This window comes from Geobacter sp. FeAm09, from assembly GCF_008330225.1.
In the GTDB taxonomy this organism is placed as follows: domain Bacteria; phylum Desulfobacterota; class Desulfuromonadia; order Geobacterales; family Pseudopelobacteraceae; genus Oryzomonas.
The window spans coordinates 2911604-2927889 of the sequence record NZ_CP042466.1 but is presented as its reverse complement, the minus strand read 5'-3'; the positions used below and the strand labels follow the sequence as shown (position 1 = coordinate 2927889).

At 60.4% G+C, this 16286-nt stretch carries 13 protein-coding genes; 3 read left to right on the top strand and 10 right to left on the bottom strand.

The genetic code is table 11. From position 1 onward, the window contains the following. Positions 1 to 22: 22 nt before the first annotated feature. From FO488_RS13705 to kdpA, 6 genes are all read right to left on the bottom strand, one after another. Positions 23 to 1882: a hypothetical protein gene (locus tag FO488_RS13705; RefSeq protein ID WP_149211077.1), complete on the bottom strand. Its 1860-nt coding sequence runs from the start codon at positions 1880 to 1882 to the stop codon at positions 23 to 25. Between the two features lie 50 nt (positions 1883 to 1932). Continuing rightward, positions 1933 to 2682, bottom strand: a complete 750-nt coding sequence (locus tag FO488_RS13700; RefSeq protein ID WP_149211076.1) for a hypothetical protein — start codon at positions 2680 to 2682, stop codon at positions 1933 to 1935. Between the two features lie 32 nt (positions 2683 to 2714). Then, positions 2715 to 3680: a DUF2226 domain-containing protein gene (locus FO488_RS13695; RefSeq protein ID WP_149211075.1), complete on the bottom strand. Its 966-nt coding sequence runs from the start codon at positions 3678 to 3680 to the stop codon at positions 2715 to 2717. 226 nt (positions 3681 to 3906) lie between these two features. Continuing rightward, positions 3907 to 4485, bottom strand: coding sequence for a potassium-transporting ATPase subunit KdpC (gene kdpC / locus FO488_RS13690; protein ID WP_149211074.1), 579 nt, complete (start codon positions 4483 to 4485; stop codon positions 3907 to 3909). 58 nt (positions 4486 to 4543) lie between these two features. After that, on the bottom strand, positions 4544 to 6613 hold the full coding sequence (gene kdpB / locus FO488_RS13685; protein ID WP_149211073.1) for a potassium-transporting ATPase subunit KdpB: 2070 nt from the start codon (positions 6611 to 6613) through the stop codon (positions 4544 to 4546). 38 nt (positions 6614 to 6651) lie between these two features. Further along, positions 6652 to 8430 (bottom strand): potassium-transporting ATPase subunit KdpA, encoded by a 1779-nt coding sequence (gene kdpA / locus FO488_RS13680; protein ID WP_149211072.1) that lies wholly within the window; start codon positions 8428 to 8430, stop codon positions 6652 to 6654. A gap of 587 nt (positions 8431 to 9017) precedes the next feature. On the opposite strand from kdpA, the gene FO488_RS13675 reads away from it, so the two are divergent. The 3 genes from FO488_RS13675 (at position 9018) to FO488_RS13665 (ending at position 10757) form a co-directional block, all read left to right on the top strand. Further along, positions 9018 to 9791: a hypothetical protein gene (locus FO488_RS13675; RefSeq protein WP_149211071.1), complete on the top strand. Its 774-nt coding sequence runs from the start codon at positions 9018 to 9020 to the stop codon at positions 9789 to 9791. A 97-nt stretch (positions 9792 to 9888) separates the two neighbouring features. Then, on the top strand, positions 9889 to 10311 hold the full coding sequence (locus tag FO488_RS13670; RefSeq protein WP_149211070.1) for a hypothetical protein: 423 nt from the start codon (positions 9889 to 9891) through the stop codon (positions 10309 to 10311). Beyond that, on the top strand, positions 10308 to 10757 hold the full coding sequence (locus FO488_RS13665; RefSeq protein WP_149211069.1) for a hypothetical protein: 450 nt from the start codon (positions 10308 to 10310) through the stop codon (positions 10755 to 10757). The genes FO488_RS13670 and FO488_RS13665 overlap by 4 nt, the downstream gene beginning before the upstream one ends. 730 nt (positions 10758 to 11487) lie before the next feature. Here FO488_RS13665 and larE read toward each other — a convergent pair. The 4 genes from larE to mnmA all read right to left on the bottom strand — a co-directional run bounded on the left by larE (position 11488) and on the right by mnmA (position 16284). Beyond that, positions 11488 to 12306, bottom strand: a complete 819-nt coding sequence (gene larE, locus FO488_RS13660) for an ATP-dependent sacrificial sulfur transferase LarE (RefSeq protein ID WP_149211068.1) — start codon at positions 12304 to 12306, stop codon at positions 11488 to 11490. A gap of 78 nt (positions 12307 to 12384) precedes the next feature. Further along, a complete protein-coding gene (gene cysN / locus FO488_RS13655) occupies positions 12385 to 14061 on the bottom strand; it encodes a sulfate adenylyltransferase subunit CysN (protein WP_149211067.1) in 1677 nt (558 codons plus the stop codon). Further along, positions 14061 to 14966, bottom strand: a complete 906-nt coding sequence (gene cysD / locus FO488_RS13650) for a sulfate adenylyltransferase subunit CysD (protein ID WP_149211066.1) — start codon at positions 14964 to 14966, stop codon at positions 14061 to 14063. The genes cysN and cysD overlap by 1 nt, the downstream gene beginning before the upstream one ends. Positions 14967 to 15204: 238 nt before the next feature. Next, a complete protein-coding gene (mnmA, locus tag FO488_RS13645; protein WP_149211065.1) occupies positions 15205 to 16284 on the bottom strand; it encodes a tRNA 2-thiouridine(34) synthase MnmA in 1080 nt (359 codons plus the stop codon). Between the last annotated feature and the right edge of the window lie 2 nt (positions 16285 to 16286).

The window sequence follows — 16286 nt, the reverse complement described above, 5'->3', positions numbered from 1 at the left end:
CTCGTGGGTTAAAGGCAGATCGTTACCAGCGGTAGCACAGGCCTGAGCCGCTGACGTAGTTTTTGCAGATGAAACTCAGGGCCTGGTCGGTGGTGTAGGGGCCCGAGTAGGTTATGCCGCTGCTGGTAAGCGGCAATGCCGGCATGGCGGCGTTGTGGACGGCCGTATAGACGGTGCCGGGGTTGGCGCCGGCGGTAAAGTTCTGGTTGTTGTTCACCAGCCAATCGATGGAGTCGTAGATGAGCTGCTTGGAATAGATGGGATTATGGGTGTATCCGGCCGGGTCGTTGAAAAAGAGGCTGTAGTTGAAGTAGGCGCCCATGGTGTAGGCGCCGGCGCGGATTTTGCCGGAACCGGAGGCCGCAACGGTATAGTTGCCGAATTTCTTCCAGTTGTTGTTGGGACTCAGGCTGGGGCTGGCGCCATAGATGCCGTAGCTTCTCAGCAGGGCGTTGAGCACCAGTACCGCGGCCCGGTAGCTGTCGCGTTCGGCGTTCATGAACGTCGCCGTGCGCCGGTTCGGGTCCGCGACCGCGGAACCGGCGTAATGGCATGTGCTGCAGACCTGCTGCTCGCTCGGCATGCTTTTGATGGAGTTGCTGACCGTGCTGGAATTGCCCCAGCTCGCCGCCAGGGCGTAGTGGGGGCGATCATTGACCATATGGCAGACGATGCAGGCGCCTTGCGCCGTCATGTTCAGGCCGGCGCCGACATTTCTGTGAGCCGTGCCGGCCGTGTACCGGGAGCTGCTGAAGAACTGGAAGCCGCTTCTGCCCTGCAGGTTGGCCCCGGAGGCAAAATCGTGGGGCGCGATGCCTGCCGGATTGGTGCCGTTGTAGTTGAACAGGCCGAGCTTGTCGGCGGTTTTGATGATCTCCCCGACTTCGCGCCCGGCGTGGCACGGCATGCAGACGTTCGAATTGCCGAGAGAGTCATAGGCGATGTTCAGGGCGGCCCGGATCAGGGGGGCGCCTGCGGGATGGGACGAGTACATGTACCAGATCGAAGCTGCCGGCACGCTGCGCAACTTGCCGCTGTAGGCGCTGCCGTCATAGGCCCTGCCGTCGCTGTGGCAGGTGTCGCAGGCCGCGGTGGGCTCACGGGTCGTGTCCTGATAGGTGGAGCGCGCGTTCACGGGGTAATCGTTTCGTACGCCGTCCAGGTCGGGCAGAGCATGTACGTTGGTAAAACCGGACGTCACGAAGTTGATGAAGCCGGTGGAGGTGTGGCAGCGAACGCAGAAGTTGCCATAGTTGGCACTCGCCGTCAGGGCGCTCCCGCGGGTTTTGAAATCGACGGTGCTGGGGAGGGTGGTGCCCCCCATGGCGGAGCGGGCCCACTGCCGAAGCATGGTCCTGGCGGTGGTGGTGTCGTGGGGATTATGGCATTTGCGGCAGTAATACTTGTAGTTGGCCGCAACGTAGACGGCATGTCTGCCGCTGCTGAAATGATTGAATTTCGTATCCAGGGCGACGGCGTCGTAGGTGGTGGTATTGAACACCCCGTTTGCCTTGGCGTGGCACTTGTCGCATTTGCCGTCCGTATCGGGGTTGCTGCTGACGTGGTTCGCGCTGCCCGGGGTGCCGCTCGGCGTACCGCCGTGGCAACGGCTGCAACTGTTGGGGTGTCCCGCCTCCGGCTCGTGGCAGTCGGCGCAGCCGGCGGCGTTGGAGGTGTTATGGACCGAAAGTTTCCACTCTTCGGCGATATTCTTGCCGGTGCCGGGGCTGACGGCGTTTTGGTGGCAGTTGTTGCTGAAACAGGCTTCCGATTGGGCCAGCTTGGTGCTGCCGCTGACCGTTACCGTTTTCTCGCCGCAACCGGCCAGGCTGAACAGACACGTTGCCAGAAACAGTGATGCAGCGACAATTCTTGAGACCATGCGTGATCCTCCTGGAAAAATGCGCAACATGCGTTCCCGCGGCAGTTCGGCTATTTGAGCAAACGGTAGATATAGATGAACGTCCCCCCGACCGACAGGCTGGAGAGGAAGCCCGCATACTTGTTGACGAGGACCGAAACCTGCACCCGGCCGGCAAAGTTGTCGATATCCGAGACCTCGTCGGTCATGACGGCGATGATGTCCTGCCAGTCCTTATCCCACTGGAAGATTTGCAGATAGAGCTCCGACCCCCTCCAGAGGAAGACCAGGAAGAAAACGATGCCAAAGGCGATGAAGCCCTTTGAAATGGGGGAGTCCTTGATGGCGACGTAGATCTTGCGGATCAGCTCCAGGTTCATTATGGAGAGGAACACCCAGATGGCGTTCTCGACAATCTTGAAGTTTCTGATGGTGTTGGGGCTGGGGGTCGGGTTGACGAGCAGGAAGGCCCCCCCTGCGACCAGGATCAGCAGCGAGAAAAGATAGACGACAACCTTTTTGCCGGAAATCTCGAAGGTGCGGCAAAAAACATAGTATTCCAGAAAGCCGTGGGTGATCACCACAATGGCCACGGTCCCGACGATATTGTGGAACGCGGAAAGCTTGTAGTAGTTTACCCAGGGATTGATGGCATAGGCCTGACCGAGGAAGATGAGAAAAAAGCCGATGGAAATGCTGGTCCACACCCGGGCGTTGCCGATACTGAAGTAAAAGCTTATGGCACCGGCCAAGCCCCAGGAGATCGTCCTGATGAGCTCGAAGGTGTTGACCTGGGAGAGCAGTTCGATGAATTGTTCCATTCTTGGCCTCCGATTGCGCTATGAAAAGTCGTTCAATGTTCCGATTTGGCCGCGGTGATGGTCCGGGAAAGCTGCTCCATCATGACTTTGAGGCTGGTTGCGCTGATAAGAAGCTTTGCCGAACGTTCGACGCCGGCGAGGAATTTCACCACATTGGTCTCGTCGAGCAGGCAGCTGTTGCCTCCCTGGTCGTTCAACTCCTTATCGACGATGCCCCGCCCGACCCTGCCGACCGATTCGACGACAATGGCCTTCACCTGCTCTTCCAGCTCCGCAAGTTTACCGGCAATGTTCTTTCTTTCCCGCTCTTCCCGGGCCGCATTGATCCTGTCGATCTCGGATTGCTGCTGCGCAACGGCGGTTTCCCAGATGTTCTGGATGTTGACGACCTCCAGCAGGTTCAGCCCCTTCAGGTGTTCACTCCCCTGGGTCGAGAAGAGATCGATCTTGGCGCCGGGCAGCCCGGCGATCTTCTGGGATTCGGTGGACGAGGTTTCGATATCCTGGGAGCCGTCGTGGAAAAATCCCAGGGGGGCGCCGTCCTTGTAGAAGATGATGGCGGAACGTTCATCGGTGTACACCCGCAGGCAGCCGCTCATCTTCTCGGAGCCGATCCTTTCCAGGAGCCCCTTGATGTCGATCAGCTTGAGTTCCTGCGCCTTGTAGAGGATCTCGCCCTGGAGCAGGGCATGGATGCACATGGTGAGGTCTTTGGAGAGCTTGTAGACGTTGAGGACGCCGCCGCTGGTGCCGACCATCAGGTGGCTCAGGGCCGACAGGGCCTCGAAACCGGTTTCCCGGTTGCCGTTCGCTTCTTCGTGCAGCGCGCTGACTACCTTGCCGGCCTCAAACACCAGTATGATGGTGGATTCCTGAAAAACAAAGCTGGCATACCCGGTGAAATTGCCGGTGCTCAGCTTCGACATGACTTCAGGCAGCTTCAGCGTGCCGACTGCCAGATTCTCAAAAAGAGGGTTGCCTTTCGGAAGAAGGAACATAACTATCTCCTAGAGTAGAAATCATCATGACAGCAGCAGGCGAAAGTTTCATATTTGTATACCTGTTCAAAAATCATGTCAAACAATTATGCTTATTTATGCATAAGTTAGTTGCGGTTTGACGGGTTTTACCCCCACCATTTTCCGCAAAAATAAAACGGCCCCCCCGTGGGCGAGGCCGTCAGTATGACCCATCATATACGCACCGTTACGCCATATCGCGCCCCTATCCCGGCAACGAACCCAGCCTGTCCAGCGCCAGATTCAGCATGAGCACGTTCACCCGCGGTTCCCCCAGGAAGCCCAGTTGACGCTCTTCGGCAGCCCGGGCAAGCAGTTCGGCCACGGTTTCCTCCCCCAAGCCGCGTGCCCTGGCTACCCGCGGGATCTGGAGCTTTGCGGCCGCGAGCGTGATATGGGGGTCGAGCCCGCTGGCCGAGGCCTGCACCAGGTCGGCGGGAATCGGGCCGGCCACGCCCGTGTCGCGCAGCGCCCTTACCCTGTCGCCGACCGTCTTCAGGTAATCGGGGGTGGTGGGGCCCGCGTTGGAACCTCCCGACGCCATGGGGTTGTAGCCGAAATCAGCGGTTGCCGATGGGCGCGGCCAAAAGTACTGCGGAGCGGAAAAGGGTTGGCCGATCAGGGCCGAACCGAGTTCTGCGCCGTTTTTGCCGGCAATGAGGCTGCCGTTGGCCTGCTTCGGGAAAACGGCCCGGGCGATGCCGGTGACCAGTGCCGGGTAGATGCCGCCGCAGATGACGGTGAACAGTATGAGCGTCATGATGGCGGGACGCAGCTCTTTCATGGGGTCTTCTCCTTTTTTGTAACCACCTCTCCTCTTAAATGAGGGAGGGCGGCTTTGGCTACACAATCATCGCCACAACCATGTCGATGGCCTTGATCCCGATAAAGGGCGCGACGATCCCCCCCGCGCCGTAGATCAGCAGGTTGTGGATCAGGAGCTTCTCGGCCGGCAGGGGGCGGAACCTGGTTCCCTTCAGGGCCAGCGGCACCAAAAGCGGGATGATGACGGCGTTGAAGATGACCGCCGACAGGATGGCGCTGGAGGGGGTGGCCAGGTGCATGACGTTGAGCCGTCCCAGTTGGGGGTAGATGGTGAGCAGCATGGCCGGGACGATGGCGAAGTACTTGGCCACATCGTTGGAGATGCTGAAGGTGGTCAGGTTGCCGCGGGTCATGAGGATCTGTTTGCCCACCTCGACGATGTCCAGGAGCTTGGTCGGATTGCTGTCCAGGTCGATGATGTTGGCCGCCTCGCGGGCCGGCTGGGTGCCGCTGTTCATGGCCACGGCCACATCGGCCTGGGCCAGGGCCGGGGCGTCGTTGGTGCCGTCGCCGGTCATGGCCACCATGTAGCCGGCCTCCTGGTTCTCCCGGATCAGGCGCAGCTTGTCCTCGGGCTTGGCCTGGGCCAGGAAGTCGTCCACCTGGGCCTCGGCGGCGATGGCCGCTGCGGTCAGCTGGTTGTCGCCGGTAATCATGACGGTCCTGATCCCCATGGTGCGCAGTTGCAGGAAACGCTCCTGGATACCCGCCTTGACGATGTCCTTGAGGTTGATGACGCCCACGATCTCGCTGTCCCGGCTAACCACCAGCGGCGTGGCGCCGGCGCGGGCGATCCTGTCCACCACATCCTCCAGATCGGGGGCGATGGCCCGCCCACCCAGGCTTCTGACAAAGGCAATGGTGGCGTCGGCAGCGCCCTTCCGGTAGTGCCTGCCGCCCGTGTCGATCCCGGAGAGCCGCGTCTCGGCGCTGAAATCGATAACCTCGGCATCGGCCGGCGGGGCATCCCGTCTCAGCCCGTATTTGCTGCCGGCCAGGGCGACGACGCTGCGCCCTTCCGGGGTCTCGTCGGCCAGGGACGCCGTCAGGGCCGCCTCGGCCAGTTCCTGTTCGGTGTGCCCGCCCACCGGCACGAAGGCCACCGCCTCGCGGTTGCCGTGGGTGATGGTGCCGGTCTTGTCCAACAGCAGGACGTTCACGTCGCCGGCCGCCTCGATGGCGCGCCCCGACAAGGCGATGACGTTCTTCTGGAACAGCCGGTCCATGCCGGCGATGCCGATGGCGGGCAAGAGCGCCGCGATGGTGGTGGGCGCCAGGCAGACAAACAGGGCCACCAGGGTGGTGAGGGATACGGGCGTGCCCTGGCCGGCGGCCTTGACGCTGTAGACGGAGAGCGGGCTGATATTGGCGCACACGAGCAGGAACACCAGGGTCAGGGCGATGAGCAGCACCTCCAGGGCGACCTCGTTGGGGGTCTTGCGCCGCTTGGCCCCCTCGATCAGGGAGATCATCCGGTCCAGGAACGTCTCGCCCGGATTGGCGGTTATCCTGACGATGATGCTGCCCGAGATGACCGTGGTGCCGCCGGTGACGGCGCTGCGGTCGCCGCCCGACTCGCGGATCACGGGGGCCGACTCGCCGGTGACCGCCGACTCGTTCACCAGGGCCGCGCCGGCCACCACGTCGCCGTCGCCGGCGATCGTCGCGTTCGCCTCGACCAGGATCAGATCCCCCTTGCGGAGCCGGCCGGCATCGACCGTGGTGGCGGCGCCCTGGAAATCCGGCTTGGCCAGGAGCCTGGCGGTCACCTCGGTACGGCTTTTTCTCAGCGAGGCGGCCCGCGCCTTGCCCCGCCCCTCGGCCAGGGCCTCGGCAAAGGTGGCGAAGATGACCGTCAGCCAGAGCCACAGGGATACGCTTCCGGTGAACAGTGCCGGTTCCCGGTTCGCTCCGGCGAGCGACATGACGAAAGTCGCCAGGGTGACGAGGCCGGCGAGCTCGACGCACAGCATGACCGGATTGCGCCAGAGGTCGCGGGGGTCGAGTTTTCTGAGCGAGGCGATAAACGCCCCCCTCATGAGCTCCGGATCAAAGATGGATTTCTGTTGCGGGATATGGGTGGACATGGGGGTATCTCCTTGGTTCCTGCGTCATCAGCCGGACTTCACTGAACCATGTGCAGGTGCTCCGCAATCGGTCCCAGCGACAGGGCCGGGAAGAAGGTCAAGGCGCCGATGATCACGATGACCAGGGCCAGCCAGAGGGCAAAGGGCACCTTGTCGGTCGGCAGGGTGCCCAGGCTGGGGGGGACATACTTTTTCCCCGCCAGGGAACCCGCCATGGCCAGCACCGCCACCGCCGGAACGTAGCGGCCGAGAACCATGGCCAGCGAACCGAGAAGGTTGTAGAAGGGGACGTTGGCGTTCAGGCCGGCAAAGGCGCTGCCGTTGTTGTTGGCCAGGGAGGCAAAGGCGTAGAGCACCTCGGAAAGCCCGTGGGCGCCGGGGTTGGCCATGGCCGCCGTTGCCTGCGTGGTGATCATGGCAAGCCCCGACAGGATGAGGACCACGACCCCGGCCGTCAGGATGGTGACGATCGACAGCCACATCTCCCGCACCTCGATCTTCTTGCCCAGGTATTCCGGGGTGCGGCCGATCATGAGGCCGGACACGAAGACCGCGATCACCGCGAAGGCCAGCATGGTGTAGAGGCCGGAGCCGACGCCGCCGAAGACGATCTCGCCCAAGAGCATCAGGCCCAGGGGCACCATGCCGCCCAGGGGGGTGAGGGAGTCGTGCATGGCGGCCACGGCGCCGCAGGAGGTGCCGGTGGTGGCCACCTCGAACAGGCTGGTGCCGGGCAGGCCGAAGCGCAGTTCCTTCCCCTCCATGTTGGCCCCCTCGACGCCGAGTTTGGCCACCAGGGGATTGCCGCTCGCCTCGACCCCCTGCAGTACGGCGAAAGAGGCGAGCAGCAGCAGGAGCATGACCCCCAACAGCGCCCACCCCTGGCGGGTGTTGCCCACCATGACGCCGAAGGTGTGGGTGAGAGCGCCGGGGATCAGCAGGATCAGGAGGATCTCCACGACGTGGGAGAGCGGGGTCGGGTTTTCAAAGGGGTGGGCCGAGTTGGCGTTGAAAAAGCCGCCGCCGTTGGTCCCCAATTCCTTGATCGCCTCCTGGGAGGCGACCGGCCCCATGGGGATGGTGACCTCTTTCACGGTTACGCTCTCCGTGACCGGATTCCCCGCGGCGTCCCTGAGCTGGTTGCCTTTGTCGTCCAGCTTCGGCTTGTCGTAGGTGAGCGGCTGCACGAGCGGCACGGTCCGGTAGGCGCCGAAGTTCTGGATCACCCCCTGGGAGACCAGCACAATCGCCCCGACCAGGGAGAGCGGCAGCAGGATGTAGAGGGTGCCGCGGGTCATATCGACCCAGAAATTGCCCAGGGCCGAACTCCTGCGCCGCACGAAACCACGGATGAGGGCGATGGCGACGGCCATGCCGGTGGCGGCGGAGACGAAGTTGTGCACCGTCAGTCCCGCCATCTGGGTGAAGTAGCTGGCGGCCGATTCGCCGCTGTAGGCCTGCCAGTTGGTGTTGGTGACGAAGCTTACGGCGGTGTTGAGCGCCAGTTGCCAGGTAAAGGCCGGGAATTTCTGCGGGTTGAGGGGCAGTAGGTGCTGCAGCGTCAGCAGGGCGAAGAGCGCCGCGAAGAGGGCCAGGTTGAACAGGATCATGGCCCGGGCATAGCGCCGCCAATCCATCTCCTCGTCCTTGTTCACCCCGCAGATCCGGTAGAGGATGGTTTCGCAGGGGACAAAGAGGGGCGACAGGAAGGTGCGCTCCCCCTGGTAGACCTTGGCCATGAACATCCCCAGCGGTTTTATCAGGGCCAGCAGCAGGGCAAAAAAGAGGATCGTCTGCAACCATTCGTAGAGGTTCATGGCCGTTTCTCCATGGGGCGGGCGGCGTTCTGCACGATGCCGCCCCGTGTCGCGTCTTCCTGAAAGTGTACCATGTAATCCGGCTCCTTTTGGAACGGGTCGCCCGTGGGCGTTCGTTTGTCCTTCATTTGTTACCATAGGACGTACCGGGTAAAGATGGTGTGAAAATGCGGGGGGAAAGCGTCAAGAAAAGATCAAGACGCACGGCTGGTGGGGCGGCGTGGCGGGCTGTAGGGCAGTGTCGTAAGGTCGGTTGCCCTAGGTGGCACCCCCCGCCGGCACTCTCTGTGCCAGGTCGGAATGTTTTTTTGTATCAAAATGTCACAAACGGTGGTGCCCGAACAGGTTTCTGGTGCCGTTTTTAATGTGAAAACAGGGGGATAGGTGATGGTCTTATTTGTGTTAAATTTATTAACATGTTGAAATTGCGTTGAAATTCGCGTTTGTGTGGAGTAGAAGGGGAGGGGGCGGAAAAGGATGGGCAGCCTATAGGGTTGATTCGAGAGGACAGGAAACCCAGTGGAGAAGGTTGTGAAGGAATGAAGGAAGAAAGAATATGGAGATTCCATACCTAAAAGGAGAATGCAGTGTCACTGAATGATCACCAGACTGCCGAAATAATCGACCCTGCCCATTTGGCAGCATATGAGCTTGAAGTGAGTGCTATTGCGAACGAAGTAACGAACTTTAACGCAAACCTCTACCTCATGGAAAAAATTTTAAACTTCCCGTGGAGCCTGATACTGGACGACTACGGACCATTTTGGGAATATGTCGAGAAGGCGCTTTTCGACAGCGTAATTCTTTCAATCTGGAAGTTGACTATTGATACAGAATCCCAAGGTCTGACACTTGGCCAGCTGCGAAATAAAATTTTTAAAGACTATATCAAGGCAGGATTTAAAGGCGAATTTGCCGACAAGCTAAGGGCGGCTGATTACGATAAAAAAATGGCAGCGGTGCAAAAAGTATGCACAGAGATTCGGCACAATTATGTCGCACACTTCAATTTTAAAAAAGCGACTACGCCAAGCGAGGAAGAAATAGAAGAAAGGCAGCTTGACTTAAAACAGCTCCTTGACACGAGAGACCTCATCAACACCATGTATCAAGTTCTATCGTTTGATCGCTATGCTTTTCTGCCAGTTCAGTACTACCCCGATTCAATGAGTATAGCCGCTGGAGGACTTCCCGGTACTGACATTGATAAGCTCCTGGATTTGATCGCCCAGAACAGCGAGGTGGTGAATATGCCGGAGCGTCAGGCGGATTACTGGCCGACTTTCAAGGAATCGCGTCCGCCAAAGGAAATTGAATTCGTACTGGCTCTGAGAAAGAAATTCGGAATGTCCGCCGCTTGAGCCAACATTTCTATGCGTCTGCCGCTTCATGTTCAACCAATGGCGCTAGCGGTTTCCGCTGACGCCTTGAGACGTTGTACTAAGGATAATTAAATCTATGCGAATATATTATCTCGATGAACCGTTAAGTAATGACGAATTAACTTTCGTTACTAAGAGTGTGCTAGAGAAAGACTTTTCTGAACTTGTTAGCGTGAAGCTATTTGAGCAGATAAGAGTCCCAGGAGTTTGGCCTGCGCCTAATACGAATGGAAAATACAAGGAAACCAGCCCTGAGCCACATATCGCTCTCGTAAGGAAAAATATTCAGAAAGCTGGGATTTTCCGCGACGTTGGAAAGCAGGTGGTTTGGGTCATGCCAAAAGCAACTTATTGGGGAGCTATTTTCCAGATGGCAATATTTGAAGAGACAGGCTATTACCCTTATGTGGCTCAACGGTGGTATGTCGAAGATGGCGAGTCAGTTAAAGGCGATTTGCGGTTGATTGACGGCCATGGAATGATGGGTGGTAAAGAATGAGCGACCAGCCGCATGATCTTTTACTCAAAGCAGCAGAGATAATGAAAACGGGATGTTTTGCGGCTTCAATTTTATCTTTAAGACAAACTGTAATTTACCTCCTTGAAGGAGGTACAGTTACTCATACAGCAATGAAATATTTTCGATATCGAAGCACTAAAAGCTTCAAGATCAAGTTTATGTTCGCTGGTATTTCCGCTATGTGGGCAAAATGGGTTGAAAGGCCAACACATAATACTGATGAGGGGATTCCTCGCTACCATTCAGAAACTGTTTTACAAAATACGATGCGGCAATTTGTGTCCGCTGACCCATATTATGACGAACAACTTATTTTGGCAGGAAAGGCTATCTCATGTGGACTATTTACAGTAACCTTTGCATCCTTAGCCTTTCTTGGTTCCATAGTTGAGGTGGCTGTAAAGGTTTATCACGTAATTTTTTGAGCATTATACAACCAGGAAGATGCACCGGGTCAAAAGCCGCTTGGTGATCTCCCACCTCGTCGGCACACGAAAGACAAGGAGGAAATATGACACAGAAAGAGCTGTCGCAATCTGAGCTGCTGCGGATATTTGAGTTGGAACCTGAGGTTATTGACGTCGAGAAACAAGAAAACGGAAAGAGCTTACCTGTCGTGAGGGCATACGATGACGAGGAAGTTCACCTTCATTTCTGGTGCATCCATTGTAGGACTTGGCATGTCCATGGGCGGGGTGGGCGCGACTACCCATACCAAGAAGGTCGCGGAGGAATGGCTGGCCACCGAAGTGCACATTGTACGGCTTCCAACTCTCCGTATAAAGCAAATGGGGTGGTTTTACACGTAGTGGGGAAGTTCAATGAAAGCATCAGAAAACAACATAGAAAAGGGACTGCCTTGTGTTGTCCCGCCTGCCGTAATAAATATTCGGCAGCTTTCAACGCATGTGGGTGCCTAAGTCGGTACGTTAACAAGAAGCGGAATCCTGAATATCCACAGCTTGCGGAAACTTATCAAGGGCTGATCCTTGAGTAAGGTGTAGCAACACTAAAAAAAAGTGCCAACCAGGCCCATGAACACCAACCGTCCGAAAAACCTGTGCGGGCGGGTCATGGTAACTCCCCGTTACAATACCCCGTGCCTCCCCCTGTCCGACTCGGTGAACCTCTCGCCGGGCATTGCTGGGGCGCCCGTCACGGCGCCCCAGCAATGCCTTCGTTCATGGCACCGGTGCGGTACCCCTGCAAATCCACGGCGACATAGGTGAAGCCCGCCGCCTTGACCCGGCGGCTCACCTCGTCCCGCAAGGGACCGACCGCCCGGGCAAACTCTTCCTCCCCCAGTTCGACCCGCGCCACGCTGTCGTGGTAGCGGACGCGCAGGACGCGGAACCCCAGTTCCCGGAGGGCTTCTTCGGCCTGCCCCACCTTGCGGACCCGCTCCGCAGTGATGGCGGTGCCGTAGGGAAAGCGGCTGGAGAGGCAGGCAAAGGCCGGCTTGTCCCAGGTGGGCAGGTCCATGGCCCGGGAGAGTTGGCGGATGTCCTCCTTGGTGAAGCCCGCTTCCTCCAGGGGGCTGCGCACCCCGATCTCCGCCGCGGCCTGGCGGCCGGGACGGTGATCTCCCCGGTCGTCCACATTGGTGCCGTCCAGTACATGGGGCAGCCCCTCCTGGTCGGCGATGGCGCGCAGCTTGCCGAACAGTTCGTGCTTGCAGTAATAGCAACGGTTGGGCGGGTTGTCCTGGAACTCGGGAATATCCAGCTCCTCGGACACGACCACCCGGTGACGGCCGCCGATACGCTTGGCCAGCGCCTCGGCTTCGCGCCGCTCCCGTTCGGGATAGGTCTCGGAGGTGGCGGTTACCGCCAGGGCGCGCTCACCGAGCACTTCCGCCGCCACCGCAAACAGGAGGGTCGAGTCCACCCCGCCGGAGAAGCCGATCACGCACCCCCCCATTCCTGCGAGAATTGTCTTGAGTTCAGCGGTTTTGTTCAGCAGTACCTGATCCATGGGTGGTGCCGTTCCTTTCAGTCAAGCGTGATGCATCGTGTCAATCTTACCGGAATCCGGCCGGTACCGACAGCAAAATCAGAGGCCGGTGTCGGCTTCCCCGTCCCGGGGCACCGTGATGGCCGGACCGCTGAAGAGGACCAGGTTTATCCGGTCGCCCGCCCGGCTGAAGGTGCACTGGAGGCTGTGCTCGTAGGCCAGAAGGGCCACCGGCGGGAGCTGTTCGGGGCTGCGCAGGCGGAAGAGCACCCGGTTCCCCTGCGCCAGGGCGTCGAGAAAGGCCGGGGCAACGGCGAATTCGATCTGCTCCGGCTCTTCCGTGAGATCCACCAGATTCCCCTCGTCGCCGTTGATGAAGCTGGCCCCCAGGTCGATCCGCCGGGTGGCGGCGCCTGCGGCGGCAGGCTTCGGGAGGTCTCCCGCCACCAGCTCTTGGGGTTGCAGGATCTCCGGCGCCGCCGCGATGACCATGCCCGCCGCCACGGTGGCGTTGGTGTAGCGGTCGATGACGATGAAATTGCCGGTTGCACGGTTCTGCCGGTACGGGTCGAAGGCCGCCGGACGGTCCAGTTCCAGGAGTCCGACACCGATCTCGTTGAGCCTGAGCGTCGTGGTCTGCTTCTGTTCCAGGGTGTTGACGTCCACCGCGTGGCGCAGGCTGGTGACGCGGCCGGGGATCACGGCGCAGGCGGTCTTGATCAGATAGCTCTGCCCCGGATGCAACTGTTCGTCATGGAGCCACACCAGGTGGGCCTCCAGAAAACGGGTCTGGAGCGGCGGGGCGTCGGGAACTGACAGGATGTCCCCCCGGCTGATGTCGATCTCGTCCGCCAGGGTCAGGGTCACCGCCTGCCCGGCGGTGGCCTCGGGCAGGTCGCCGTCCATGGTGACGATGCGGGCCACCCGGCTGGTGCGTCCCGACGAGGCGACCCGCACCTCGTCGCCCGGACGAACCGTACCGGCGGCAATGGTGCCGCAGAAGCCGCGGAAATCCAGGTGGGGGCGGTTCACCCACTGCACCGGCAAGCGAAACGGTTTTTCCCGGTCCTCCCCCTCGATCCGGACGGTCTCCAGATAGTTCATCAGGGTGGGGCCCTGGTACCAGGGGGTGTTGGCACTCGCCTCGATGATGTTGTCGCCGTTCAGGGCCGAGATGGGGATGGCCGTTATGGAATCGAAACCGAGCGGGGCGGCGAACTGCCGGTAGTCGTCCAGGATGGCGGTGAAACGCTCCCGGTCGAAATCGATCAGGTCCATCTTGTTCACCGCCAGCACGATGTGGCGGATGCCCACCAGGGACACCAGGTAGCTGTGGCGCCTGGTCTGGGTCAAAAGCCCCTTGCGGGCGTCCACCAGGATCACCGCCACCTGGGCGGTGGAGGCGCCGGTGACCATGTTGCGGGTGTACTGCTCGTGGCCCGGGGTGTCGGCGACGATGAACTTGCGCCGGTCGGTGGAGAAGTACCGGTAGGCCACGTCGATGGTGATCCCCTGTTCCCGCTCCGCCTGCAAGCCATCCAGGAGGAGGGCGTAGTCGATGGCGCCCCCCTGGGTGCCGACCTTCTTGCTGTCCGCCTCCAGGGCCGCCAACTGGTCCTCGAACACCATCTTGGAGTCCCACAAAAGACGGCCGATGAGGGTGCTCTTGCCGTCGTCCACGCTGCCGCAGGTGATGAAGCGGAGCAGGGATTTTTCTTCCTGGCTCTTGAGGTAGGCGAGGATATCCTTTTCGATCAGATCCGATTGGTGTGCCATTAGAAATACCCCTCTTGTTTCTTTTTCTCCATGGACCCTGCCTGGTCGTGGTCGATCAGGCGCCCCTGACGCTCCGAGGTGCGGGTGAGGAGCATCTCCTGGATGATTGCCGGCAGGGTGTCGGCGGTGGATTCCACGGCCCCGGTCAGGGGATAGCACCCCAGGGTGCGGAAGCGTACCGATTTGTGCTGCACGACTTCCCCCGGCTTGAGTTCCAGGCGATCGTCGTCCACCATGATGAGCATGCCGTCCCGCTCTACCACCGGCCGCACGGCGGCATAGTAGAGCGGCACGATCGGGATCTGCTCCAGGTGGATGTACTGCCACACGTCCAGCTCGGTCCAGTTGGAGAGGGGAAAGACGCGGATGCTCTCGCCCGGCTTGATGCGAGTGTTGTACAGGTTCCACAGCTCCGGGCGCTGGTTCTTGGGGTCCCAGCGATGGTTGCTGCTCCTGAAGGAGAAGATCCGCTCCTTGGCCCGGGACTTCTCCTCGTCCCGGCGGGCGCCGCCAAAGGCGGCGTCGAACTTGTAGCGGTCCAGGGCCTGCTTCAGCCCCTCGGTCTTCATGACGTCGGTGTAGAGCGCCGAGCCGTGGGTAAAGGGGGAAACACCCCGGCGCACCCCGTCCTCGTTGACGTGTACGATCAACTCCAGGCCGCATTCGGCCGCCATGCGGTCCCGGAAGCGGATCATCTCCCGGAACTTCCAGGTGGTGTCCACGTGCAGGAGGGGAAACGGCGGCGGGGCCGGGTAAAAGGCCTTGCGGGCCAGGTGCAGCATGACCGCCGAATCCTTGCCGATGGAGTAGAGCATCACCGGGTTGGCGAATTCGGCCACGACCTCGCGGATGATGTGGATGCTTTCGGCTTCGAGCTGCTGTAAATGGGTCAAGTTTTTGCTCATGGTTTCTCCCTTAATGTCCAGCGGATGCGGATGTTGCGTCAGGGCCGTGTACGTCCCCGGGATTCCCTGTACGACGTACGCCCCTCATCCTGTCCTTCTCCCAGGGGAGAAGGGATACCGTTACCCTCTCCCTCCGGGAGAGGGTGGCCAAAGGCCGGGTGAGGGCCTCCGCGGGGTTCCTCGACAGCCTTGCCCTGACGAAAAATCCACATCCGACAGGTTGAACCTTTTTTTTGTTTCACTCTATCCAACCGCCGCCTAGTACTCGCTCCCCATCATAAAGCACTGCGGCCTGCCCCGGCGTCACGGAGGTCTGGGGCTCGTCGAAATGCACCTCGAAGCGGTCTTCCGCACGTATGACCACCCGGCAGGGGGCCGGTGTGTGGCGGTAGCGGATGCGGCAGGCGGCGCGGAACTCCGCCGTTGTCGGGGGGCTGTTCCAGGTCGCGCGGGCCGCGTTCAGGGAGCGGGCCGCCAACTCTGCGCGCCCCCCCACCACGACCCGGTTGTGCGCCGTGTCGATGGCCCGTACGTGCAGCGGATGCGCCCAGGCGATCCCCAGCCCTTTGCGCTGTCCGACCGTGTAGCGGTGCACGCCGGCGTGGCGGCCGACCACGGTTCCGTCGGCGGTCACGATGTCGCCCGGTTTCTGCGCGGTGCCGTGGCTCTCCAGAAAGCCCACGTAGTCGTTGTCCGGGATGAAGCAGATCTCCTGGCTCTCATGTTTCTGCGCCACCGGGAGGTTGAATCCGGCAGCCAGTCTTCTTACTTCCGTCTTTTCCAACCGGCCTACGGGAAACACGATCCGCTGCAACTGTTCCCCGGTCAGGGTAAAGAGAAAGTAGGACTGGTCCTTGGCGGCATCGAGACCGGCCAGAAGCCATTTCCGGCCGGCCCCATCCTCGGCGGTGCGGGCATAGTGGCCGGTCGCCAGCAGGTCCGCGCCCATCTCGCGCGCCTTTTTCAGCAGCAGATCGAATTTGATCAGCTCGTTGCAGCGGATGCAGGGATTGGGGGTGCGCCCGGCCGCATATTCGGCGATGAAGTACCCCATGACCAGTTCCCTGAACTCGGCCCGCATATCGATCACCTCGAAGGGGATCCCCAGCCGCTTGGCCACCCTGCCCGCATCCAGGACGTCATCGAGGGAACAGCAGGTCTTGCTTCGGCAGCCGGGCTCCCGGGGCACCGGGTCGTATAGTTGCAGCGATACCCCGGTTACCTCGTACCCCTGCTCCTTCAGCAGGGCCGCGCTGACCGAAGAATCGACGCCGCCGCTCATGGCGACCACGACGCGTCTGTTGTTGCCTGGTTCCATCT

Coding starts and splice junctions, on each gene's coding strand:
- larE (WP_149211068.1), bottom strand. CDS start 12,306: ATGGATCAGGTACTGCTGAACAAAACCGCTGAACTCAAGACAATTCTC.
- cysN (WP_149211067.1), bottom strand. CDS start 14,061: ATGGCACACCAATCGGATCTGATCGAAAAGGATATCCTCGCCTACCTC.
- kdpB (WP_149211073.1), bottom strand. CDS start 6,613: ATGTCCACCCATATCCCGCAACAGAAATCCATCTTTGATCCGGAGCTC.
- kdpA (WP_149211072.1), bottom strand. CDS start 8,430: ATGAACCTCTACGAATGGTTGCAGACGATCCTCTTTTTTGCCCTGCTG.
- FO488_RS13670 (WP_149211070.1), top strand. CDS start 9,889: ATGCGAATATATTATCTCGATGAACCGTTAAGTAATGACGAATTAACT.
- mnmA (WP_149211065.1), bottom strand. CDS start 16,284: ATGGAACCAGGCAACAACAGACGCGTCGTGGTCGCCATGAGCGGCGGC.
- FO488_RS13705 (WP_149211077.1), bottom strand. CDS start 1,882: ATGGTCTCAAGAATTGTCGCTGCATCACTGTTTCTGGCAACGTGTCTG.
- FO488_RS13665 (WP_149211069.1), top strand. CDS start 10,308: ATGAGCGACCAGCCGCATGATCTTTTACTCAAAGCAGCAGAGATAATG.
- FO488_RS13695 (WP_149211075.1), bottom strand. CDS start 3,680: ATGTTCCTTCTTCCGAAAGGCAACCCTCTTTTTGAGAATCTGGCAGTC.
- FO488_RS13700 (WP_149211076.1), bottom strand. CDS start 2,682: ATGGAACAATTCATCGAACTGCTCTCCCAGGTCAACACCTTCGAGCTC.
- cysD (WP_149211066.1), bottom strand. CDS start 14,966: ATGAGCAAAAACTTGACCCATTTACAGCAGCTCGAAGCCGAAAGCATC.
- kdpC (WP_149211074.1), bottom strand. CDS start 4,485: ATGAAAGAGCTGCGTCCCGCCATCATGACGCTCATACTGTTCACCGTC.